Source organism: Cellulophaga baltica (genome assembly GCF_900102165.1).
In the GTDB taxonomy this organism is placed as follows: domain Bacteria; phylum Bacteroidota; class Bacteroidia; order Flavobacteriales; family Flavobacteriaceae; genus Cellulophaga; species Cellulophaga baltica.
The window spans coordinates 95,616-117,929 of sequence record NZ_FNBD01000009.1; the positions used below are offsets into that span (position 1 = coordinate 95,616).

Sequence of the window (22,314 nt, forward strand, 5' to 3'; positions counted from 1 at the left end):
TTTAATAACAGACGATGAAAAAGCTTTTAGTTACCGCTTGCTTTATAGGTGTTTCAGCAGTATTAACTGCGCAACAAAAACCAAATGTGATTGTGGTTTTGGCAGATGATATAGGTATAGGAGATGTTTCTTATTACCGAAAGATGCATTCTGATGCCATAATAGTAGAAACACCCGCTTTAGATCAATTGGCAAAAGAAGGTATGGTTTTTACGGATGCTCATTCACCTGCAGCGCTTTGCGCTCCTTCAAGATATGCAATCATGACGGGCAATAATTGCTACCGTAGTTATGCCCCATGGGGGGTTTGGGGAGCGTACCAACCATCGCCAATTGGCCCAGATCAATTAACCCTTGGAAAGCTCATGAAGAGTGCCGGATACCGCACAGCGTTTTTTGGAAAATGGGGATTCGGAATGGATTTTTTTAGAAAAGATGATCCCACGAAAATTTATGTAGCTCCTAGAAAACATATAGAACTTGATGTAGACATTCGTCAGATTGCAGGAAAAGGACCTATTCAAAACGGATTTGATTATAGTCTAACATTTCCTGCCGGAATTCAGAATGTACCGTATGCCGTATATGAGAATGAAAAATGGATGCCATTAACACCAAACTCAGAAATAGGATATATCTCTCAAGAAAATATGACCAAGCTTGGGGTTAAATTAGATAAGGATGAGGGTTTGGGAGACACCGCTTGGGATCCGCACAATATGGGACCTTTACTAGTGAATAAAGCTTTAGATTTTATCGAGAACAGTACAGAAGATCAACCCTTCTTTATGTACTACTGCTCTCTTGCAGTGCATTTACCGCATACGCCTTCGCGTGAACTTAATGCGGTTAAAATAGCCGAAACAACGCCTTCTCATCACCTAGATCTTGTAAAAGAATTGGATGTGCAAATGGCTATGTTAATTGAAACGCTTAAGAAAAAAGGAATTTATGAGAATACGATTATTCTATTTACTTCTGATAATGGCGGCCTTCTCCGTAAAGAAACCATTAGTTCAGGGCACCAATCTAATGATATTTATAGAGGAGGAAAAAATCAAGCTTATGAAGGCGGACAAAGAGTACCCTTTATTGCATCATGGCCTGGGAAAATTAAAGCAGGAACTATGTCTAAAGTACCCGTACTAGGATTAGATGTTTTAGGAACGCTTGCGGCAATTACAAACCAAGAAATTGCAGAAAACCAAGCGTATGATTCCGCTAATTTATTACCTATTCTACTAGGTGAAAATTCAAAGGAAGTACACCCATATTTAATGAATCAATCTGGTACAGGTAGAGAGGTTATGATTGTAGAAGATGGGTATAAATTAATTATAGCTTTTGATAAAAAGGATAAAACAGATACTACTCGAAAACCAATAGCGCTATTCAATTTGAAAGAGAATAGTGAGGAGAACGAGCGTCAAAATTTGATTCATAATCCTAACTATAAATCAAAAGTTAAGCATTTGTTTTCTACATATAATGAAACAAGAGCAGCGGGAACAAAGACAAAAATATAGCAACATTCTTCTAGTGAATAATGCTAGTTTTTTAGAATGCAACAATAGCCATACTGCAAATAAACCAATTATTGAAAATGATAAAATTTAATTTAACACTTTGCCTATCACTGGCCCTTTCGCTTAGTTATGGTCAAAAAGAAAACGCTTCAGCTACTAAAGACGTTAAACATTTTGAAGAAACCTGGGAATCTCTTGAAAAGGTAAATGCATCACCTAACTGGTTCCAAGATGCTAAATTCGGAATTTATGCACACTGGGGTCCTGTATCTTCTGCTTTTGAAGGATCAGACCCTGAGAAATTTTATGCAGGTTGGCATGGAATGAAAATGTATGAAGATGGTAAAAAAGTTCCTACCAAGAATGGGAAGCCTACAACGAACTTTCTACATCGCTCTAAGAAATATGGTGACCCTGCAAAGCATGGCTACAAACAAATCATAGAACAATTCAAACCTACGGCATTTGATGCAAAGGAATGGGCAGATTTATTCTTTAAATCGGGAGCTAAATTTGCAGGACCGGTTGCTATGCATCATGATAACTTTGCCATGTGGGATAGTAAGAGCACTAGATGGAATTCAAAAAATTACGGTGGTATTGATCCTTCGGCAGCATTAAAGAAAGAGATTGAAGCTACAGGTCTAAAATTTATGGCCTCTTTTCACCACGCTTTTACCTGGCAGTATTTTGCTCCAGCACATCAATATGGAGGTGTAGATCCTAAAGATTATGATTTGTATACCAATCCTCATGACTTAGATTCTAAAACTCCAGATGAGCAATTCTATGCAGACTGGTGGGCAAAGATCAAAGAATATATGGATGTGTATCAACCAGATTTAATTTGGTTTGATTGGTGGCTAGAAAATATGACGGAAGAGTCTAGACTACAATTTTTAGCCTATTATTATAATAAGGGAATAGAATGGAACAAGGAGGTTGTAGTTTCTTATAAAGAGTCTACGTTTCCTGAAAGTGTAGCGGTTAAAGATTACGAACGTGGCAGGCCCAACCAACCAAAATCATCAACATGGCTAACAGACACTTCTCCGGGTGCTTGGTTTTACAGACCAAATGCAAAATTTAAAACTCCAAATGAACTTGTAGATATTCTAGTAGACATCGTTTCAAAAAACGGATTAATGCTTTTAAATGTACCACCTAATCCAGATGGTTCTATTCCGCAGGAAATGAAAAATCTATTAATTGAAATGGGCGGATGGTTAGCTATTAACGGAGAGGCTATCTATGGAACAAGACCTTGGACAATATTTGGAGAAGGACCAACAAGGTTACCTGAAGGAGGACATAAAGTAGAGAAATTTAAGATTGAGTATAAGAATACCGATATCAGATTTACTAAAAAATCTGACAAAGAGTTTTATGTAATTGTATTGGATACCCCAAAAGAGGAACTCATCGTAACATCATTATCTACACAAATAGGAGTTCTAAATTCCAAAATAGAACATATTTCTCTTTTAGGAAGTGACGAGAAAATAAAGTGGACAAGAGATGAGCGTGGTTTAGTGCTACAAGCGCCTAAAAAGGTACCTACGAAATATGCGCACGCTTATAAAATTCAATTAGAAGGGTATGTTGAGAACAACATTGGAGGTGATGTAGATGCTCATGTAGAATAAATGAAACTAAAAACTGAATCATGAAAAAACATTCCATTTTAGTACTAGTGCTTATCGGTATACTAGGGACAACGAATTTTAGCCAAGCTCAAGAAAATTGGGCTATAGCACCAGGACCCTTTAAGGCAACCGATGCTTCCTTAGAAACGTATCAATTTCCAGATTGGTTTCGGGATGCAAAATTTGGCATATGGTCACATTGGGGGCCTCAAGCGGTGCCAAGGCAAGGAGATTGGTATGCGAAGAAAATGTACCAAGAAGGTAGTGATGTTTATAAATATCACCTAGAGCACTACGGGCACCCATCAGAATTTGGGTATAAAGATATTATTCCTTTATGGAAAGCAGAAAGGTTCAATCCAGAGGCTTTAATGGCATTATATAAGAAAGCAGGGGCCAAGTACTTTGTGAGTATGGGGACACATCACGATAATTTCTTCTTGTGGGATTCGAAAATACACGATTGGAATTCTTTAAAAATGGGGCCTAAGAAAGATATTGTTGGCCTTTGGCAAGAAGCAGCAAAAAAGGAAGGTTTAAAATTTGGTATTTCCGAGCATTTAGGGGCGAGCTATACTTGGTTTCAGCCTAGTCACGGAGCAGATAAAAATGGAGCGTATAAAGGAGTCTCTTATGATGGCGCAAATCCTGATAATAAAGAGCTATACCACCAAAACACGGCTGAAGGGGATACGGAATGGATGACAACGAACAAAGAGATGCAGAAAGAGTGGTTAGCGAGTATTAATGAAGTAGTTAATACATACAAGCCAGATTTACTCTATTCAGACAGTAAGATGCCATTTGGTGATACTGGACGCGCAATGATCGCTAATTTTTACAATACAAACTTAGCTGCTAATAATGGTGTTTTAGAGGCGATTTACAACTGTAAAGAGCCTTCAGGTGGTAAGTGGGTGCAAGATATGGAACGTGGGGTAATGGATGAGATCAATCCGCATCCATGGCAAACAGATACTTCTATTGGCGATTGGTATTACAGAACTGGCCAAGAATACAAAACAGCGACTTATACCATTCAGATGTTATGTGATATTGTAAGTAAAAATGGAAACTTACTAATCAATATTGTTCAAACTCCAGAAGGCGATGTAGAGCCAGATTTATTAAAAACTTTAGAAGAAATAGGGAATTGGATTGCCATTAATGGTGAAGGTATTTACGGTACACGCCCTTGGAAAGTTTTTGGAGAACGACCAGCGCAATCAGTAACGGTAAAGACAGCTAAATTTAATGAAAAGAACATTACCTATGATGAAGATGATATCCGATTTACCAAAAAGGGAAATCATTTAATGTATGCATTTTGCTTAGAACAGCCCACGAGAGATATCGCTATAAAATCGCTTGGAAAATCGGCTAAGCTGAATACACAAAAGATACATTCTATTACACTGCTAGGAAGTGATGAAGTCTTAGAATGGAAGGTAAAGAAAGAAGCTTTGATTATTAAGAAGCCAAAAAAGCTACCTGACTTCCATGTAATCGGACTAAAAATTGAATTTGAGTAATTATTGTTTTTATAGAAAATAACGAGCAAAGGCTTTCAAACTGAAAGCCTTTGCTCGTTAAAACACTGAAATGCGCAGTAATTAGTGAACTATTTGGTCTTATGTAATAGATACGTATGTGTTTTTGACTGACTTTTATCTTGAATATGATTTCTTATGGTCGTCAATTGTTTCCAAAGTGCTTTCTCGTTAGGCTTTTCTTCAAAATAGGCATTACACATTTTCACTAAATAGGAATGCCAGCTTTTTTCGCGTTGTTTCTCTAGCTCTTGATCTAAGTATATTCGCTTACCTTCAGTAGTATCAGGACCGGTATAATCTTTTAAGTTTTTGTATTCAATAAGTGCAATGATTCGTAATCTGCCATATATCTTATGGTAGGCTTCACACAGTTTAAAGACCTCTAGTGCTTGTAGGTATTGAGGAGTATTTTTATATACCGATAAATCTATTCCTGATGCTAGAGAGGTCGCAGAGAATTCGCCTATCATGAAAGAGTCTATATGCAATTGATAGTTGCCTTGTTTTAAGCCTTTAACCGTCAAAGTTTCTTCATTAATAGCTAATGGAGCTAAAATAGTTTCTTGCTCTTTAAACCTATCAGCAATAGGGAAGGGGAGTGCCTCTTGTATAACATCAAATTTAATGTTCTTTCTTTTACTTACGAGTTTGCTGATGCTACAATTTGTTGCTAATTCTATTTTATTTGACGCAGCATTAATTTGTATAGCAGACAATTTTCCGGAATCTAATACCGAAGTAATTATTTTAGTGGCCATAGCAAAATGCCCTAAATCTCCAGGATGAATTCTATCAGGACCAACAATAGTATAAGTGCTATCCTTTTGTTGTGCTGTATGATTTATTTCGTTTAAATAATCATAGAAATTAACTAGTGGGGCCTTGTTTTCAAGGGCTAACATTCTAATATGGGCAGCACATTTGGCCAAAGCTTCATTACAACCAACATCATTAACTTGATCTATTTTTGCCGTTTGATCATAAATGGTAGGTGTGAGAAAAATGGGTTTTATATCATGCTCTTTTAATAAAGCTACGATATGTGTTGTCTGTTGATAGTAGTGTGCTAATGCTTCTTCTCGTTTATTTAGTGTCTCTTGGGTAACGTCAATCCCTTCTGCATACAGCTGTCTTTGTATATCATTCATACCTAACATCAAGAAGGCGTAATCTGGCTTTAATGCAAGAATATCTTTTTCAAACCTGTAAAGAACCCCATCAGCAACATCACCTGAAATACCATTATTATAAACTTCTAAGGCTAAATCTGGATATCGGGTGGTTAAATAAGATTGCAGGATCATATGATATCTGCCGTCTTGTGTAATACCACTGCCAATAAAACTAATTTTATCTTTTGCGTGAAGCGTAATGTTTTTTTGTCCTTGTAACGCAAATGCCAAACCAATAAATAGGACTAGAAATAAGCTACTATCACGTTTTATTACTCGTTTAGAGTTTCTCATTTTTTAATTTAATAGGTTGGTTTGTAGTTAATAAAAATCCCAAAAATCATATTTTTCGCCTTCAATATTTTCTTTTTTATCACCTAACTCCGTAGCCTTGGATTTCATCTCGTTACGCATTAGAGTAAGCAGAGCTCTGTGTTCAGGAAAGAAAGATAAGTTTTGTGTTTCCCATGGGTCTGTTTTAATATGAAATAACTGTGTAACTTTTGAGCCTGCTTCTGTCTCGCCATCCTTTTTAGAAAAATCTTTAGCACGAACATACTCTATCAGTTTGTAATCACCTTTTCTGTAGGCTCTTTGAAATTGTCGGTAAGCATGGTAGGTGTAATCTCTAATAGCTGTAACTTCATTATTTATAATAGGTAATAGACTTTTGCCTGAAACAGTATTTGGTGCTTTTACATTGGTGAAATCGCAGATAGTTGGGAAAATATCATGGATATAGGCAAAACCATCATAACGCGCTCCTTTATTCTTGATGAGGTTACCGGAAAATATTAGCGGCACATGAACACCATCTTCATCATAAATGTTTTGTTTGCCCATCAACCCATGGTTGCCGACTGCCAAGCCACTGTCTCCAGATAAAACTATAAGAGTATTTTCATACTGTCCACTTTCTTTTAATGCCGTAATAACTTTGCCTATTTGTGCATCTAAATGGGTAATGATGGCGTAATAATCTGCTAGCTGTTTTTTGGCGACCAGTGGAGTTCTTGGCCAAGGAGCCAATTGTTCATCCCGTAAAAACATATGGCCGTTATCAAACGGATGTTGTACCATATAAGAGGGTGGTAATTGAATGTTATCAATATCATAAAGGTCTTTAAAAGCTTGTGGTGCTTGGCGCGGATCATGTGGGGCATGAAAAGCCAAATACATTAGGAATGGTTTTTTGCTTTTATAGGATTTAAAATATGAAGCGGCTTCATTAGCAAAAACCTCAGAAGTATGTGGGCCATTTTTTTCTGTTCCTGTAGGTCCTCTTTGAGCATCATTGGGAATTGGTGCTTTGACTATTTTTCCTTGCTCATCATACACTAATAAATAAGCATCTTCTTTTTTAAATTCACCGGCTTTATCCCAATCGTAGAAAGGCATTCTAAAATGATCTACGAGGTAAACTCCCTTACCCATTATCTTATCACCAGAGGTAAAACTTCGCTTTAAAGAAGCACCGTCTTGATGCCATTTTCCAATAATATGGGTATTGTATCCTACATTTTTGAAAGTTTCGCCAATGGTCGTATTTTTTTCTGGAATGGTATGACCGGCCCCTTGTAATTGAAATACATTGGTTCCTGTTAAAAGCATAGCTCTACTAGCTACGCAGGTAGCTCCTGTAAAAGCACCCATTAAGTACGTATTAGTGAATACCACTCCGTTTTTAGCTAAAGCATCCATATTTGGAGTTTGAACCTCCATGCCTCCTAATGCATGAATGCCTGAATATCGATGGTCATCCGTATAAATGACCAAGACATTGGGTATACTTTTTTTTCTTTGTCCAAAACAAGAGGTAGATACATTAAGGATAAAAAATAACCCTATGAATTTAAAAAATAGACCTGATATTTTCATTAGTGTTTCTGTTGTAATGCTTCATTTTGCAAACGAATACGTTCTTGTTGCTCTTTATTTAATCCCTGCTTATAATAAAATTCAGGCTTGTGGTATACATGGTGCTTTTTCATCTGAGGATCCTCTAAGTCTTGACTCAAATCACAGTCGAACCGCACTAAAATAGCATGATTTTTATCCCACGTAGTGGCATTGGTAAAATGGGACAAGCCCCAAGTAATACCTCTTCCATCTTTTGTATTGGTAAAAGCATCAGGAATAAAAGGCCCAGCGGCTGCTGGCATTAATTCTACCAGTGCTGCTATTTCAAAGTTTACCCCATCTTTAGCAAACTGTATGGTATTATGTTCGTTGCCATCTCGTATGGTAAGTGCGGCTATTCCTTCTTTGAATGGAAACAAGGTAGTTTCATGCCCAGAGGTTAAGACAGGATTCAAAGGGTTTTTTGTAAAGGGCCCATAGGGGTTATCGGCTGTTGCCAAACCTTGCATTCTTACCAAGTTTGGCTTACCATCAAAATCAGATTTATAATACAAGTATATTTTATCATTATACACCAAAGGGTAAGGATCATGAATAGAATATTGATCCCAAGTATCTTTAGGTCCATTGGGAATAACAATTGTATTGGTTGCAGTCCAAGGTCCATCAGGAGAATTAGCATAAGACATCAATACTGGGCAATCATCTCCTCGTAAGCCACTGGCTTCACTAAAGCCTTGGTAATACATATAATACTTGTTTTTCCATTTAAGAATATCTGCAGTAGCTACAGACCGATGTCCTAAATTTGGTTTTGGTGGTCTTGGAATGGCGACACCTTGCTCTTCCCATGTAAAACCATCAATGCTCGTGGCATACCATATTTCTGCTAAATCCCAATCAGCAGAGGGGATAGTTTCAGTAGCCGATTTGGCACCTTTTGGTGGTGTAGGAGTTTCTCTATGGGTATACCATACATAATATTTTCCGTTTTCAAAGATTACTTTAGACGGGTCTCTACGCGTAATGGTACCATCATGATTGCTGTAATCTAAGCCTTTGATTTCAGTATACTTAAATTGTGTGTATAACTCATTGTCTTCTGGTCGTGGTGCTGTGTAATTCTCGTAGTTGCGATTCATTGCGGCACTAAGAGGTTGGTTGGGTTTTTCTTTGGGTAATTTGAAAGGAAAACTCTGAGAAGTAGCTGTATGGGATACTAAAAGGAGTAGCCCTACAAGAGGCAAAATAAGCTGTTGTTTTTTCATAATTTGAATTATTCTATAACTACTATTTCAGATCGTTGGTCTGCTGTAGTGGTTTTGAACTTTAGGTCGTTAATTTTTAATTCTTTTATATGCCTTGCATATAAACCATAGGCTGGTAACACTTTAAAAAAGCTGAATTCCGGATACCGCGTTTCGTCTTCTGGAACTTGAATAATGTCGGCAGCTTTTCCTCCACCAGGCAAATCAATAGAAATATGATCTAGTGTTAACGACCCTATTTTGTATTTGGGAGTTCCTGTAATCAAAATTCCAGAGGGAGGTGAAACCCTGGAGCTATCTAAACCTCTAGTAGTTGCTTTTATATTTCTGATAACAACATCTTTAATAGATCCTACTGCTTGTTTGCTGGTGGTCCTATAGGTTCTTAAACGCTCTCCTAAACGCACAAAAATGGGCATGTCTACCTGATTCATTTCTATATTTTCTATGAGTACGTCATGAATATTAGCGCCATCTACACTTAATATTTTTATGCCCCCTCCTTTGGTATCTTCAATTGTACAATCGCGGATATCAATATTATAGAAATCGCCCATAGATTCCGTTCCAAACTTAATAGCTCCCCAATCACTCCTTAAGGTGCAATTAGAAACTTTTACATTGTAGGTAGGTAGTGGACTCGTAGATTTTATACAAATAGCATCATCGCCAGAATTGATAGTACAATTTTTAATTACAATATCATGACTAGAATCTAAATCTATACCATCATTATTTCTATTTGCATGATTATAGATGGATACATTGTCTATAAGAATATTACTGGATTGAAAAAAATGACAGGCCCAAGCTGCGGCTTCTCGTATATGAATATTTTTTAGGGTAATCTGAGTGGTTTTTACAAAACGTAATAAAAAAGGACGATTACCTCCAAATGTGTCTTCTCCCGAGATACCTAAAGCTTTCTTTTTTATAGCAAGATTTTTTGCAAGAAAGGCTGCGCCATTTCCGTCAATACTTCCGGTACCAGAAATACCAATATTTTTGGCACCCATTGCACCAATTAGACAGGTGCCACGTTCTTGGCCCGTAGCATCTATAAAAGTATCTATACTTTGATAATCTTGTGGGTTGGCACTGCCCATAAGTTTAGCATTTTCATCAATTTGAAGGGTGACATTATCTTTTAAAAGAATCGTACCACTGCTAAAAATGCCCTCTCTGAGGAGCACAATTCCACCACCATTTTTTGAGCATTTATCAATAGCTTTCTGAATAGCTTTTGTATTGATGGTTATACCATCGCCCTTGGCGCCAAAGTTTTTTATGTCGTAAATCTTTGGCTTCGGACTAAAAGAAACCATTGCTCCTAAAAAAAACAGCGCTATAACCAATGAGGTTATACTATAAACAATTATATTTTTCATACTAATTTTTACGATCAACTAATTCCCAAGATCGTACCCAATTGTAAGAGGTAGTTCTATCTTCTTCAGAGAGGTTCATGCCTCCATTTTCGGGTACAGGGTTCCAGTCATATGTTTCTACAACCATTCTTAAATACATTTCTATGTCATAATCTGCAGGTGGTGTAACCTTTGATTGAAACTCGCCATCTAAAAAGAATAGAACTTCATCTTTAGATTTCCACCAAACACCATACACGTGAAAATCATCGTATACTTTTCCTCCAGTATCTCCTTTACTTTTATTTGAGCCTTTTTCATAATCACAACCTTCAGGAATATTTCTACTGTGGGTATTTGAATTCATAGATTGATCAAAATATTTCATCCACGCTGCATCATTGGTAATTTGGCCCACACACTCTTGTATGTCTAATTCTACCGTTCTTTTATCACAACCTTCTAATTCTCTAGATTCATTAATCATCCAGAATGTAGAAGACATAAAGGTTTTATTAGCTTTCATTTTACATTCATAATAACCATAGGTCATGGCGTTTTTTGAACCGACATAACCTCCACCATGTGTAAATTCTTTACCCTGTTTCATTATGGGTTGTGGGAGTAGTTTGGTGGTGATTTTTAAGCTACCCTTATCTACTTTTATATTTTCTGCTTGGAATAGTCCTGGAGCTCGACCAATCCAACCTTGTCCAGAAATCTGCCATTTATGTTCATCCACTTTCTTCCCATCAAATTCGTCTGACATGTTTTTTATTAGTTTCCACTGCTTTGAAGAAGGTTTTGGATCTTCACCTTTGTTAAAATGTGGTGCTTTTTGTGCGAAGACCGTACCGGCTGCGAATAGGCAACTAGTAAGTAGCGTAATTTTTAGTTTGTTTAGAATTGATTTCATAGGTATTGATTTTATGGTTTTAATACGGTAATTCATGATTAAGATATTTGAGCCTTTCTTGAATTAGTTTGTTTTTAAGAACAGCCTTGTTTATCAATGTACTTTGAACAGAAAATTGATAGTTTTTATAATAATCTTGTTGCAGTACAATAGTATTGAGGAGCAATAGCGCTTCTTTTTCATTGTTAGATTGATACAAAAGGTTTGTTAAGGCATCAGAACTATCTTTTAAACCGGTAATACCTAAAAATTCTGCTGCTCGCATACGGTTAATTAATAAAGTATCAGAAGTCATAAGCGCTTCAATTTTATCAGATAATTCGCTAGCCTTTAGTCCAAAACTAGAACAGCTTATCAATGCCCAGTAGCGTTCTAGTTCATCAGAAGAATCTAAATATTTCAATAATTTTGGTTTCGCCTCATCAAAAGGGAGAAGTTGTAAATTGGCGATTTTTAAATATTTCGAAATGTCTTTCTTGTGGGCTGTTCCAAAGGCAATAGGGTTAGTAAATGCTTTTTCTATGATGAGGTGCTCTGGAAAAAATGAAAGGTCGGGCATTGATTTTATCCAAGAATTTAAGCTTTTCCTTAATTTTAGTAACTCTTTATGATACGCAGCATCATGCGCTAAATTATTAGTTTCAAAAGGATCTTTTTCAACATCATAAACTTCTTCAGGAGCTTTCGGTTTAAAAAAGCTAGCTTGTATTTCGTTTAGTTGCCCCTTATCAAACAATAGTTTCCATTCGCTATAGGCTAGTTGTTTATACCGGTAATTATTCATTAAACCATCTACATTAAAAGGCTGAAAATTCCGGATGTACTTTAAGTTGCCTATACGTACACTTCTAACCATATCATACTTTTCATCAAACCGATCGGCATAGCCAAAAGTTTCTTTATTTTGAAGCGTATGTTTAGAAACGTTTCTGCCTAGAAAAGGAACGCCGTCTATAGTTTTAGGTACTTTTACTCCTGCTACATTTAAAACGGTAGCACTGAAATCTACAAAGCTAACAAAGGTATTTGTGGAGGTGCCGGCTTTAAAAGAAGATAGATTTTTAAACTTTTCTGGAATATAGACCACTAGCGGAACATGTAAACCAGTTTCTTTTAAATAGCCTTTGCTATTAGGTAAAACCCCACCATGATCTCCGTAATAGAAAATAATGGTGTTCTCTAACAGATGGTCATCTTTTAATTGCTTGATGACTTCCCCAACTTGCTGGTCCATTTTACTGATTAAATCGAGATATCGGGCATTCGTATATTTAAATATTTTTGTTTGAGGATGATTAGGTTGTACGAAGACGGTCTCAATATTTGTTTTCGTTCTTATAGAATCAACATCCTTTTCAGAAAAATGTAGTTGCCCTTCATGAGTAGTTCCAATATTAAACACATGAAAAAAGGGTTGTCCTTTTTTTCTGTTTCTCCAACTTGCCTTATTGGAAGAATCGTCCCAAACCATATCATATTTAATAATATTATAATCTTCCTTAGCATTATTGGTGGTATAGTAACCGACTTCACGTAGATATTCGGGAAACATTTTTATATTTTCTGGGAGTGTTACTTTTTGTTCAGATCTATGATAATGTGTTGCTACTTTAGGACCGTAAACTCCGGTGATAATACTAGACCTAGCTGCACTGCAGACCGCGGCATTTGAAAAAGCGCGGTTAAATTGGATTCCGTTTTGGGCTAGTTTTTCAATATTAGGGGTGCTCACCCCATGTGCATTAAAAAGCTTCATGTAATGTTTGGAGTTGTCCTCAGAAACAATCCAAACAATGTTGGGTGTATCCTGAGCTGTCAGACAACTAGAAATAAATAATATAACTATGAGAACAATCGATTTAAAGTTCATTTCTAATGCTGTTTTATTTCTTTTGATATTATTTTTTTCCTATTTAAAAAAATAGATTTCAGATCAAAGTTTAGAACATCATCTAAAACTATTGGTTTGCGTTTATCATCAGAAATGGTAGTAAGTTGAAAATTGTTGATGTATAAACCGTCAATATGTCTGGCATAAACGCCAGAAGCTGGTAATGTGCCTACTTTACTAAATTCTGGCCACCAACCATCAAGCGTTTCTAACGTAAATTCTTTAATATCTTTTTTATCGGAATCTACTTGTGTTCCACCACCTGCTACTGTCATTTGTATGTTGTTTAACTGAATGTCTGTGATGTAATTTTTAGGCATTCCTGTTAAAAAAATGACCGAATTTTTATCCAGTTCTCTGTTGTCAATAATCATATGGTTGAATGAAAAGCTATGCATGGCCATCATCGGGAACATAGTTTCTGGAGTATCTACTCCTGCTCGTTGCTGGCAAAAGGTCAAAAAAATTGGTCTGGGTACATTCTTCATTACAATATTGGAGAAAATCATGTTTTTCATTTCGCCACCTTCGTTCATTTGTATTTTTAAACCCGAATCTTGAATGTCATGAAAGGTGCAATTGCTAACGGTTATCGATTCAAAATTTCCTCTAGATGCCAAGCTAATACGCATAGCAGCCCATTTGCTGGTAAAAACACAATTGGTAATTACAATGTTTTTACAGGGTTTATCGGGTCTAGAGGTTTGTAAACAAATTGAATCGTCACTAGTGTCAAAAGAAGAATTGGCCACACGTACATTTGTACAACCGTCAAAATCTAGTCCGTCTCCATTATTGTTAACCCGGCTGATAATTTTTATACCATCTACCACAATTTGATCACAATACAACCATGCTGAGGTCCATGCGGCAGGATTTAAAAGGGTTACTTCTTTTAATTGAATATTGGAGCAATTAAGAAAGCGCATCATCATAGGGCGGCCACCTTTTTCTTTCGTGAAATATTTTGGATGTCCATTGGCATCTATGGTTCCTAAACCTTTAATCGCAAAGGATTTTGCTTCCCGCGCAAAAATCAAGCAACGATCCATATGCGGCTCGTTCTTATACGTATTTTTATGCGTGTCTGTGGTATAATCTTCTATGTCCGGACTACCTAATAAGACAGCTCCATTTTCTATATAAAGGGTTACAAAGTCTTTTAGGTAAATAGTGCCTATGACAACGGTTTTACCGGCAGGGATAATCACGTTTCCCCCTCCGTTTTTAGTACAAGCATCAATAGCAGCCTGCACGGCTTTGGTATCTTTAGTAATTCCGTCTGCTTTTGCACCATAGTTCAATACATTATAGTCACTAGCGTTTGAAATAAGAGTAAAACCAAGAAGTAGTAAAAGCAGAAACTGTTTCATGTTATTGTTCATATTTTGAATAGATTTCGGCTAAATCTGTTTCATCTTCGGTTTGTAATTGCCACTCTTTCAGTTGGCTCAAAAGACTAATGATAGTAGATTTTGATTTCTTTTTAGTAATAAGATTTTTTGTTTCCCAAGGGTCTTTTTTTAAATCATACAATTCTAAGATTCCTGTTTTAGGGTAAACTATTAGTTTGTTGTCTTCAGAAATGATACCTCGTTGATCGTCAAACATGGCTAAATAAATAGAGGTTCTGGCTTTTCCTGTTTGGGTTAAGAGCGGTACTAAACTTTCAAAATCTGTTGGCTCGTTTACTTCAAGGTCTAACAAATCAAATAGGGTAGGAACCACATCTTGCAGATAAACGCGAGATGAAATTTTACTGTTTGGAGTAATACTTGGAGCTTTTATAATTAGAGGAGCGGTAACACTTGGTTCATAGAGGCAAACCTTACCCGCTACACCATTTTCACCAAAATTAATTCCGTGATCAGAAGTAAAGACAATCAATGTACGGTCATAGAGCTTTTGTTCTTTTAAAGTATTAATAATAGCTCCTATACGATCATCCATATGAGTAACCATAGCATTGTTTTGTTGCACGCGTTGTTGCATGGTTTTAGATCGTAGCGGATTATTGGTATACTGATATTTTACGTTTGTATTTAGTGGAGTGCTATCCACAACACTCGGTGGTAGCAAGACTTCACCCGCAGGATACATGTCATAATATTTTTGCTCCGTTTGTCTGGGAACATGGGGAGCATTAAAAGCTACGTAGGCAAAAAAGGGCTTGTCGTTTTTATACCCTTTGAGGAAGTCAATAGCCTCGTTAGCCGTAATATCTGTAATATGGCCTCCTTCCGAATTATAGGTTTTCAATTGTCCAGGTTGTATGCTTCCCGTTTCATTAAAAATCTCTTTTACATTTTTTCCCATGGCGTGCCATTTCCCTGTCATATAGGTATAATACCCATGGTCTTGTAATTTCTCTGGTAAAGATTTTGGGGCATTTTTTTTATTTATTTCTTGAGATTTCCATAAGTATTTTCCATAAATAAGCATGGTTCTACTTGGTATGCACACGGCGGGAGACCAACAACCCATATTGTAGGCAGCCGAAAATGAAGTGCCTTCTTTTGCTAGAGCATCAATATTTGGGGTACTTATAGCCTTATTTCCATAGGCACCAACTGTTTGATTACTTTGATCATCAGATTCTATGAATAAAATATTTAATTGCGCAAAGCTGGTTAATGTATATCCAAAACTTAGGAAGAACATTAGAAATCTTAATTTCATTTTTCATTGTATTAAGGCTATCTATACATTCAGTTTAGTGCTCAAAAATCTAAATAAAAAATAACCGTTTTATGAAAAATAAAAGTAGAAATAGATCTATAGGAGAAGGGTAAGTGATAGCTATTATACTACCATAAATGATTTATTTGTATAGTAAATAGGGAGAGAATTCCCTATAAAAGAGTGAAATTGAAAGAATCTGCTTTTATAGTAACCGTTACTTAATTTTTACAGATGAATCTCTAATGTTTAATCTTCCGTTTAATATGATTGTCTGGGGAACAAATAAGCCTTTATTATTAATCTGATCAAGAAGTAATTTGGCAGTAGTTTGACCTATGTCGTTTGTGGGTTGCTCAACCGAAGTTAAGGAGGGATGGGTGGTACCATTACCGAAAGTGGTATTCACCATCATGTTAATTATTTAGATTATCAGGTTTGGCAGTACATGAACAAATTAAAGGATATGGGAGTAGAGAATAATACCATCTTTATTTTTTGTGCGGATAATGGTACAAGCGGCTATGGAAAAGGAAGTCCTGTTTCTCAAAAAGGTACCCATGTTCCTTTAATCATCTATGCTCCAGGTATGAACATGACTAAAAAGGGATTGCAAGATACATTGGTAAATATGTCAGATATGCTCCCAACCATAGCTGATATTGCGAAGGTAAAGATTCCAGATAGTTATGAGGTTAATGGAGAGAGTTTACTGCCTTTTTTAACTACGGATAAACCAAAACATCGGGAGTGGATCTATGGCTATCATAAAGAAATGCAGATTATTCGAGGTGATTTTGTTTTAAAAGATGGTAGAAATGATTGGTGGGATGTTAGTGAGAATCCTGACGATTTAATCAGTTTTAAGAAAATAAAGGATTGGAGTGAAGTTTCTGAAGCACATAGAAAAGAAAGGGATGAACTAAATAAAGTACTTCCTAGATTTAATCTGCATGCTACAGCACATGATGCATCAATCAATAGAACAGAAACCCCAGAGCCATTAAACGTAATTGCAAGAAAAGAGTAAAGGCTTAATATAAATCTGAGTAATGAGCTCTCTGGTAGTTAAATTTTAAGGCCTCATATTTCAATATAATAAACTCCGCTTAGCATCCAAATCTAAGCGGAGTTTATTATTATCCGTATTATGTAGGCTAAGAAGCCCTATTTACTTTACAATTACCGTAGTGTTTGTACCTTCAAAATCTTCAGAATTCGTTTTTAATACGATGGTTCCTTTAGCAATAGATTGAACATAGATCACGGCTTGACCGTTGAAAAAGGCTCTAGTGGGTTTTGACAGGTTTTGTACATTAGTAGGATCTCCATTTCCCGAAGCTAAAAATTGAGCAGCTCCGCTGACTTCAATCTTCATGTTTTTATTATAGTGCGGATATAAATTTCCATCTTTATCCACTACGGAAACAACGTATACAGCTACTTCGCCCTCTTGAATTATTTGCGTTTCATTTTTTATGCTGATATGATGAGGTTTCCCAGCAGTAACACGCCTGGTTTCTGCTACTTTTTTACCTTTCTTGTTATACGCAATAATTTTGGCTTCCCCCGGTTCATAAATTACCTGTTCCCAAACTAAAGCATACGCTTCTACCTGAGCCATAGTTGTACCTCCGGAGGCTTCTTTCTTTATATCTGTTGCTAGAAATTCTGGTATTGCTGGTTTATTTTTGGTTTTTATACCATAGCTCTTACCGTTTACAAACAATTCTGCTTTATCATATGTCGTATAACATACCACAGGGATTTTTTTACCTTTCATTTCCGGTAAAGACCAATGCGGAAAGAAATGTAACACCTCTGTATCTTCATTCCATTCGCTTTTGTATAAGTAAAATTTATCTTTTTCCAATCCTACCATATCCACAGGGGCAAAATAAGAACTTCTTGATTTTGCCGTATGGTATGGAGAAGGTTCTCCTAAATAATCATAGCCCGTCCATACAAATTCGCCATAAACAAAATCATTATACTCTTGTGATGCAAACTCTTTATATGGGGCATAACCCCATGGAACGTTCGTGTTCTCATAATTTCCTGGTTGCCCGTCTGCATATAGCTCTGTATGCACAGATGTTCCTCTTTTATTTTGCAACGTATCAAAAACAACAGGGAATTTATAAGAATTTCGGGTGCTCAAAGAGCCTCCTGTTTCACTAGCGTAGAATTTTATAGTCGGATAGTGTTCTCTTATTTTATGGTAAATTCCTGGTTTATAGTTAAACCCTGCCACATCTACGGTGGAAGCCATACCACTTTCTAAGGCATTGTTAGCTGAATTAAAGCCTGCGGTGGTTGCTCGAGTAGTATCTAAAGATTTTACAATTGTATTTAGGTAGGAAGTAATTTTGTTAGGATCATGTTGATACTGTTCCATAATTTCATTTCCAATACTCCACATAATAATACTAGGGTGGTTTCTGTCTCTTAAAATCATATCACTAAGGTCTTCCTTAGCCCACAAATCAAAATGTTTAGAATACCCGTTTAAAACTTTTCCTAATTGCCATTCATCAAAGGCTTCATCAATAGCTAAAATGCCCATTTCGTCGCAAATATCTAGCGCTTCTGGCGCGGGTGGATTATGAGAAAACCGAATTGCATTAACGCCCATCTCCTTCATTTTTTTCATTTGTCGGATAAATAGTTCTTTATGAAAAGCAGCACCTACAGGGCCAAAATCATGGTGCATGTTTACGCCTTTAAACCGTATTTTTTCATCGTTTAAATAAAACCCATCCAGTTCAAATCGAATACTTCTAACTCCAAAGGTGGTCGTGTAGGTATCTACGACCGTTCCATTTTTTAAAATGGAAGTTTTTAAAGTATAAAGTTGAGGTGTTTTAATATCCCAAAGCTGAGGTTTTAGAATTTTAAAGTTTTCAGATAGTTTTGCTTCTCCATTTAAAGAAATATCTTTTGAATTTTGAGCTATTTTTTTTCCATCATGCGCTATTATCTCGTTGAGTATCGTACACTTTCCTTCACCTACGACTTCTAAATCTAAATGAACTAAGGCTTTCTTTTTTGTAATTTGATGAGTAGAAACAAAAGTTCCCCAAGTTTTAACATGGGTTTTATTTCTCTTTTGTACAGAGACTTTTCTATATAAACCAGCTCCAGGATACCAGCGTGATTGACTATTAAAGTTCTCTAGTCGTACAGCGATAGTGTTCTCTCCAGCTTTTAAGAATTTGGTAATATCAAAATGAAAAGAAATGTAACCAAAGGGTCTTGCTCCAACATAAGCACCGTTTACGTAAACTTTAGCATTACTCATAGCACCATCAAAGAGTAGTTCTATATTTTCTTCTAATTCTGTAGCAGAAACCGTATAATTTGTTCGATACCAGCCAATACCAACATAAGGCAAAGCTCCTGTACGTCCGGTTCTGTACTTTGGAGTTGTTTCACCATCTTGAATTACCATGGTTAACTGAATGTCATGAGTGAAGTTGAAATCTTCTTTAACCGCCCAATCATGAGGTACAGTGACATGCTCCCAATCGGCATCATTAAAATTTTCTTGAAAGGCAGCTCCGTGATCATAATTACTAAACTTCCAATCTCTTAAAATGTCTACGCTGCTATGTTGTGCCGCTAAAAAGTGCAGGGAACAAATTAGGAGTATTACTGATGTGTATTTTTTCATAGTTTATAAAATAGTGTTGAGACCTTATTTTGAATTAGTCTTTTTTGGTTACTAATTTGTAGGTTCTTATATAATCAATAAATGCAGTTCTATCCTCTTTGCTAGCACTTAGAACCTTACCGCCATTTTCAGGTATTGGATTCCAATCATAACTTTCAATAGAGAAGTGAATGAACAGTTGCTGATCAAAGGCTACAGGTGGCTTTATGGTGTATACATGTTTTCCATCAAGGTAAAACAAGAGTTCAGTTGGACTTTTCCACCAACACCCATACGTGTAAAATTTTTCTGAATTATTAACTTCTGGAAGCATCATATTTTGACTTCTAGTGGCTTCATTACAATCGGTTTTTCGGAATATAGTATTAGAGTGCATGATTTTATCCCAAACTTTGCCCCACTCTTGGGCTAAAGGTGATACACTTCCTACAGATTCTGTTATGTCTATTTCATGTTTTTTTCCACAAGTGTTTCTAGACATTAACCAAAAACCACCTCCCATTTCAGTTTTGCTCATTTTAAATCTAGATTCGAAATAATGGCCGTAAGATATGGGCTGAAGAGCTCTAACAATACCACCGTAATAGTTGTATATAGATGGTGTATTGTATTTTAAACTAGTGAAGGTTTTTTCTAATTTACCCACCTCAATTTCCATAAAACCATCATTGAGTGTAATAGCATTTTCTTTGAAAAGGGCAGGAGGGCGTCCTATCCATCCAAAATCAGGATGACCCTCAGGATCAGCTTCCCATTTTTTGGTGTTCAATTTTTCTCCTTCAAAATCATCTGAAAGCTGATCGATTTTTATCCATTTTTTACCTGTGGGAGCATCTATTTGTGCAGCTAAAGGGATGTTGAAAACAACGCAAAAGAATAAGGCAACATAAATTTTTTTCATTTTGAAATAGTTTGTTTGATAAGTCAATTTACGGAGAGAATTACTAGTTTTATTCTCACTAGAATAATTGCAAAGCAAAAGCATAACATCTTAAAATTATAATATGAGCTAGGCTTTGTATACTTCTATTGTATAACTATGCGTCATGGTTTAGAGGCTGATTGTTATGTTATGATTTAATGACATCAACAACTGGCTATATACATTAAGTTCAGGCATTTTAATGCTTGCCATCTGGGTAAAGGTCATTTGTATACCTGTAAACCTCAGCCTTTCCAGTGCCTCTAGCATTTGTAATTTCTACTTTCCATTGTTTTTTTAAGTTAGCGAGCACCTCTGATTGTTGTGGATTGTTTGCTAAATTAGAAAGCTCATTGGGGTCGTTTTTTAAATTATATAATTCTTCATATACAGGTTTTTCCCCATGTAAAGGCGCTTCAATATAATCTCGGTAAATGGCAACCTGAGGATCGTGCATGCTATATAGCATTTCATTGATTGGAATACCTATTTCTTTCGCATACTTAATTTCTTTTGAGGCAGAGAAGTTGTTGTTTTTGTAATACCGAATATATTTCCATTCTTTATTTTGTATCGCCTCACATCTAGGATTTCCAAAATGCGTAGACCAGAGATTTTCTGTGTAGACATAATTACGTACTTCTGTTGTAGAACCTGTGATTAACGATGAGATATTTTTACCTTGAAAAGTGCTTGGAGGAGTAACTCCAGCCATAGCAAGCATAGTAGGCGCAATATCTATGGTTTGCACTAAGGCATCACTCTTCAAGCCTTTTTGCTTTTTAGGTGCTTTAGGGTTAAATACAATAATTGGCACATGGGTAGTTTGTTCATAACAAAGAGCTTTACCTCCTAAACCTTGTTGCCCCCCAAATAAGCCGTGATCAGAGGTGAAAACAATAATCGTATTTTTATCTAGTTTTAGATCTTTCAGTTTTTTTCTTAGATTTCCCACCAGTCGGTCAATACCTGTCATTGCCTCTAATTCTCGTATGTAGCGTTCTTTTAATCCTTCTGCAGTATCAACATAATTATATCCTTCTTGTCTATCTTCAGTTTTAAGCAGGTCAGCAGGTAATTTTGGTGTCTTTATATCTGCTTTAGCGATATAATTTTCAGGTAATGAAAGGTCCAAATTACGATACATGGTTTTATAAATAGCATCGTCATCTTCTTTTAATTTAATAGAACGGGTACCCGCACCATGTGGTAAATTAAAATTGATAGATAGCATAAAAGGCTTGTCTGCAGGTCTGTTTTCTAAAAAATGTAGTGCTCCTTTTAGTTTTCTAGCATTAGGATCTAAGAATTCATCTACTCCTTCATTAATAATTTCTGGCTGCGTAAAGGCAATAGCATCGTTAAAAATTCGGTGATTGTCTTTCGGGTAAAATCCTAAATGTCCGTGGCCTGCATACCAATAATCAAAACTTTGTTCCATGTCCGCTATCGTATCCTCCTTCGCCAATGGGAGCATGGTTCTTTCCTACCCAGCCCGTATAGTAACCACTATTTCGTAGTATTACAGGATATGAATTTTCCCATGCAGTATCGGAAACACTTGTGCCAGAATTAAAATTTACGCCGTGTTTGCGTTCGTATTGGCTTAATAAGATAGATATTCTACTAGGTGTACAAATGGCACTCGTGACATGGGCATTGGTAAATAAAATACCTTCTTGAGCTATTTTATCAATATTAGGGGTTTGAACTACAGCATTGCCTGTGCACCCTAATAAATCATAGGATTGATCATCCGTTAGAATAAAAACAATATTGGGACGTTCTTGTGCTTTTAGTAGCGTAACAAAGAGAAAAAGAATTACAAATATATATTTCAT

General features: G+C 36.2%; 17 protein-coding genes. 4 read left to right on the forward strand and 13 right to left on the reverse strand.

All coding sequences use genetic code 11. From position 1 onward, the window contains the following. Positions 1-14: 14 nt before the first annotated feature. The 3 genes from BLQ19_RS15605 (at position 15) to BLQ19_RS15615 (ending at position 4,704) form a co-directional block, all read left to right on the forward strand. Positions 15-1,526 (forward strand): sulfatase family protein, encoded by a 1,512-nt coding sequence (locus BLQ19_RS15605; RefSeq protein WP_074538956.1) that lies wholly within the window; start codon positions 15-17, stop codon positions 1,524-1,526. Positions 1,527-1,603: 77 nt separating this feature from the next. After that, complete coding sequence (locus tag BLQ19_RS15610; RefSeq protein ID WP_074538957.1) at positions 1,604-3,172, forward strand: alpha-L-fucosidase; 1,569 nt, start codon at positions 1,604-1,606, stop codon at positions 3,170-3,172. 20 nt (positions 3,173-3,192) lie between these two features. Next, positions 3,193-4,704 (forward strand): alpha-L-fucosidase, encoded by a 1,512-nt coding sequence (locus BLQ19_RS15615; RefSeq protein ID WP_074538958.1) that lies wholly within the window; start codon positions 3,193-3,195, stop codon positions 4,702-4,704. Positions 4,705-4,793: 89 nt separating this feature from the next. Here BLQ19_RS15615 and BLQ19_RS15620 read toward each other — a convergent pair whose 3' ends face one another. From BLQ19_RS15620 to BLQ19_RS15660, 9 genes are all read right to left on the reverse strand, one after another. After that, positions 4,794-6,191, reverse strand: a complete 1,398-nt coding sequence (locus BLQ19_RS15620) for an SGNH/GDSL hydrolase family protein (RefSeq protein ID WP_074538959.1) — start codon at positions 6,189-6,191, stop codon at positions 4,794-4,796. Between the two features lie 27 nt (positions 6,192-6,218). Next, positions 6,219-7,775 carry a sulfatase family protein gene (locus tag BLQ19_RS15625; RefSeq protein WP_074538960.1) on the reverse strand — a complete coding sequence of 519 codons (1,557 nt, stop codon included), beginning with the start codon at positions 7,773-7,775 and terminating at the stop codon, positions 6,219-6,221. Further along, entirely contained in the window at positions 7,775-9,025 is a 1,251-nt protein-coding gene (locus BLQ19_RS15630) for a glycoside hydrolase family 117 protein (RefSeq protein WP_074538961.1), read from the reverse strand. The genes BLQ19_RS15625 and BLQ19_RS15630 overlap by 1 nt, the downstream gene beginning before the upstream one ends. 8 nt (positions 9,026-9,033) lie before the next feature. Next, entirely contained in the window at positions 9,034-10,413 is a 1,380-nt protein-coding gene (locus tag BLQ19_RS15635) for a glycoside hydrolase family 28 protein (RefSeq protein WP_074538962.1), read from the reverse strand. A gap of 1 nt (position 10,414) precedes the next feature. Then, positions 10,415-11,308, reverse strand: coding sequence for a family 16 glycosylhydrolase (locus BLQ19_RS15640; RefSeq protein WP_074538988.1), 894 nt, complete (start codon positions 11,306-11,308; stop codon positions 10,415-10,417). A gap of 19 nt (positions 11,309-11,327) precedes the next feature. After that, positions 11,328-13,178 carry a sulfatase-like hydrolase/transferase gene (locus BLQ19_RS15645; protein WP_074538963.1) on the reverse strand — a complete coding sequence of 617 codons (1,851 nt, stop codon included), beginning with the start codon at positions 13,176-13,178 and terminating at the stop codon, positions 11,328-11,330. 2 nt (positions 13,179-13,180) lie between these two features. After that, positions 13,181-14,572 (reverse strand): glycoside hydrolase family 28 protein, encoded by a 1,392-nt coding sequence (locus tag BLQ19_RS15650; RefSeq protein WP_074538989.1) that lies wholly within the window; start codon positions 14,570-14,572, stop codon positions 13,181-13,183. A gap of 1 nt (position 14,573) precedes the next feature. Further along, complete coding sequence (locus tag BLQ19_RS15655; protein ID WP_074538964.1) at positions 14,574-15,878, reverse strand: sulfatase family protein; 1,305 nt, start codon at positions 15,876-15,878, stop codon at positions 14,574-14,576. A 217-nt stretch (positions 15,879-16,095) separates the two neighbouring features. Then, the gene (locus tag BLQ19_RS15660) at positions 16,096-16,293 is read right to left on the reverse strand and encodes a substrate-binding domain-containing protein (protein ID WP_081690225.1); all 198 of its coding nucleotides are present in this window, start codon (positions 16,291-16,293) and stop codon (positions 16,096-16,098) included. Here BLQ19_RS15660 and BLQ19_RS15665 point away from each other — a divergent pair. Next, positions 16,255-16,908 (forward strand): sulfatase-like hydrolase/transferase, encoded by a 654-nt coding sequence (locus tag BLQ19_RS15665; protein WP_254788394.1) that lies wholly within the window; start codon positions 16,255-16,257, stop codon positions 16,906-16,908. The genes BLQ19_RS15660 and BLQ19_RS15665 overlap by 39 nt on opposite strands. A gap of 141 nt (positions 16,909-17,049) precedes the next feature. On the opposite strand, the gene BLQ19_RS15670 is transcribed toward BLQ19_RS15665, so the two are convergent. From BLQ19_RS15670 to BLQ19_RS21640, 4 genes are all read right to left on the reverse strand, one after another. Further along, positions 17,050-19,551 carry a glycoside hydrolase family 2 TIM barrel-domain containing protein gene (locus tag BLQ19_RS15670; protein WP_074538965.1) on the reverse strand — a complete coding sequence of 834 codons (2,502 nt, stop codon included), beginning with the start codon at positions 19,549-19,551 and terminating at the stop codon, positions 17,050-17,052. 34 nt (positions 19,552-19,585) lie between these two features. Then, on the reverse strand, positions 19,586-20,452 hold the full coding sequence (locus BLQ19_RS15675) for a LamG domain-containing protein (RefSeq protein ID WP_074538966.1): 867 nt from the start codon (positions 20,450-20,452) through the stop codon (positions 19,586-19,588). A gap of 220 nt (positions 20,453-20,672) precedes the next feature. Then, entirely contained in the window at positions 20,673-21,914 is a 1,242-nt protein-coding gene (locus tag BLQ19_RS15680) for a sulfatase/phosphatase domain-containing protein (RefSeq protein ID WP_254788396.1), read from the reverse strand. Further along, positions 21,898-22,314 carry a sulfatase-like hydrolase/transferase gene (locus BLQ19_RS21640; protein ID WP_254788398.1) on the reverse strand — a complete coding sequence of 139 codons (417 nt, stop codon included), beginning with the start codon at positions 22,312-22,314 and terminating at the stop codon, positions 21,898-21,900. The genes BLQ19_RS15680 and BLQ19_RS21640 overlap by 17 nt, the downstream gene beginning before the upstream one ends.

Excerpts from the sequence above, each read along its gene's own strand:
- BLQ19_RS15605 (WP_074538956.1), top strand. The coding sequence starts at position 15 with ATGAAAAAGCTTTTAGTTACCGCTTGCTTTATAGGTGTTTCAGCAGTA.
- BLQ19_RS15610 (WP_074538957.1), top strand. The coding sequence starts at position 1,604 with ATGATAAAATTTAATTTAACACTTTGCCTATCACTGGCCCTTTCGCTT.
- BLQ19_RS15615 (WP_074538958.1), top strand. The coding sequence starts at position 3,193 with ATGAAAAAACATTCCATTTTAGTACTAGTGCTTATCGGTATACTAGGG.
- BLQ19_RS15620 (WP_074538959.1), bottom strand. The coding sequence starts at position 6,191 with ATGAGAAACTCTAAACGAGTAATAAAACGTGATAGTAGCTTATTTCTA.
- BLQ19_RS15625 (WP_074538960.1), bottom strand. The coding sequence starts at position 7,775 with ATGAAAATATCAGGTCTATTTTTTAAATTCATAGGGTTATTTTTTATC.
- BLQ19_RS15630 (WP_074538961.1), bottom strand. The coding sequence starts at position 9,025 with ATGAAAAAACAACAGCTTATTTTGCCTCTTGTAGGGCTACTCCTTTTA.
- BLQ19_RS15635 (WP_074538962.1), bottom strand. The coding sequence starts at position 10,413 with ATGAAAAATATAATTGTTTATAGTATAACCTCATTGGTTATAGCGCTG.
- BLQ19_RS15640 (WP_074538988.1), bottom strand. The coding sequence starts at position 11,308 with ATGAAATCAATTCTAAACAAACTAAAAATTACGCTACTTACTAGTTGC.
- BLQ19_RS15645 (WP_074538963.1), bottom strand. The coding sequence starts at position 13,178 with ATGAACTTTAAATCGATTGTTCTCATAGTTATATTATTTATTTCTAGT.
- BLQ19_RS15650 (WP_074538989.1), bottom strand. The coding sequence starts at position 14,572 with ATGAAACAGTTTCTGCTTTTACTACTTCTTGGTTTTACTCTTATTTCA.
- BLQ19_RS15655 (WP_074538964.1), bottom strand. The coding sequence starts at position 15,878 with ATGAAATTAAGATTTCTAATGTTCTTCCTAAGTTTTGGATATACATTA.
- BLQ19_RS15665 (WP_254788394.1), top strand. The coding sequence starts at position 16,255 with ATGGGTGGTACCATTACCGAAAGTGGTATTCACCATCATGTTAATTAT.
- BLQ19_RS15660 (WP_081690225.1), bottom strand. The coding sequence starts at position 16,293 with ATGATGGTGAATACCACTTTCGGTAATGGTACCACCCATCCCTCCTTA.
- BLQ19_RS15670 (WP_074538965.1), bottom strand. The coding sequence starts at position 19,551 with ATGAAAAAATACACATCAGTAATACTCCTAATTTGTTCCCTGCACTTT.
- BLQ19_RS15675 (WP_074538966.1), bottom strand. The coding sequence starts at position 20,452 with ATGAAAAAAATTTATGTTGCCTTATTCTTTTGCGTTGTTTTCAACATC.
- BLQ19_RS15680 (WP_254788396.1), bottom strand. The coding sequence starts at position 21,914 with ATGGAACAAAGTTTTGATTATTGGTATGCAGGCCACGGACATTTAGGA.
- BLQ19_RS21640 (WP_254788398.1), bottom strand. The coding sequence starts at position 22,314 with ATGAAATATATATTTGTAATTCTTTTTCTCTTTGTTACGCTACTAAAA.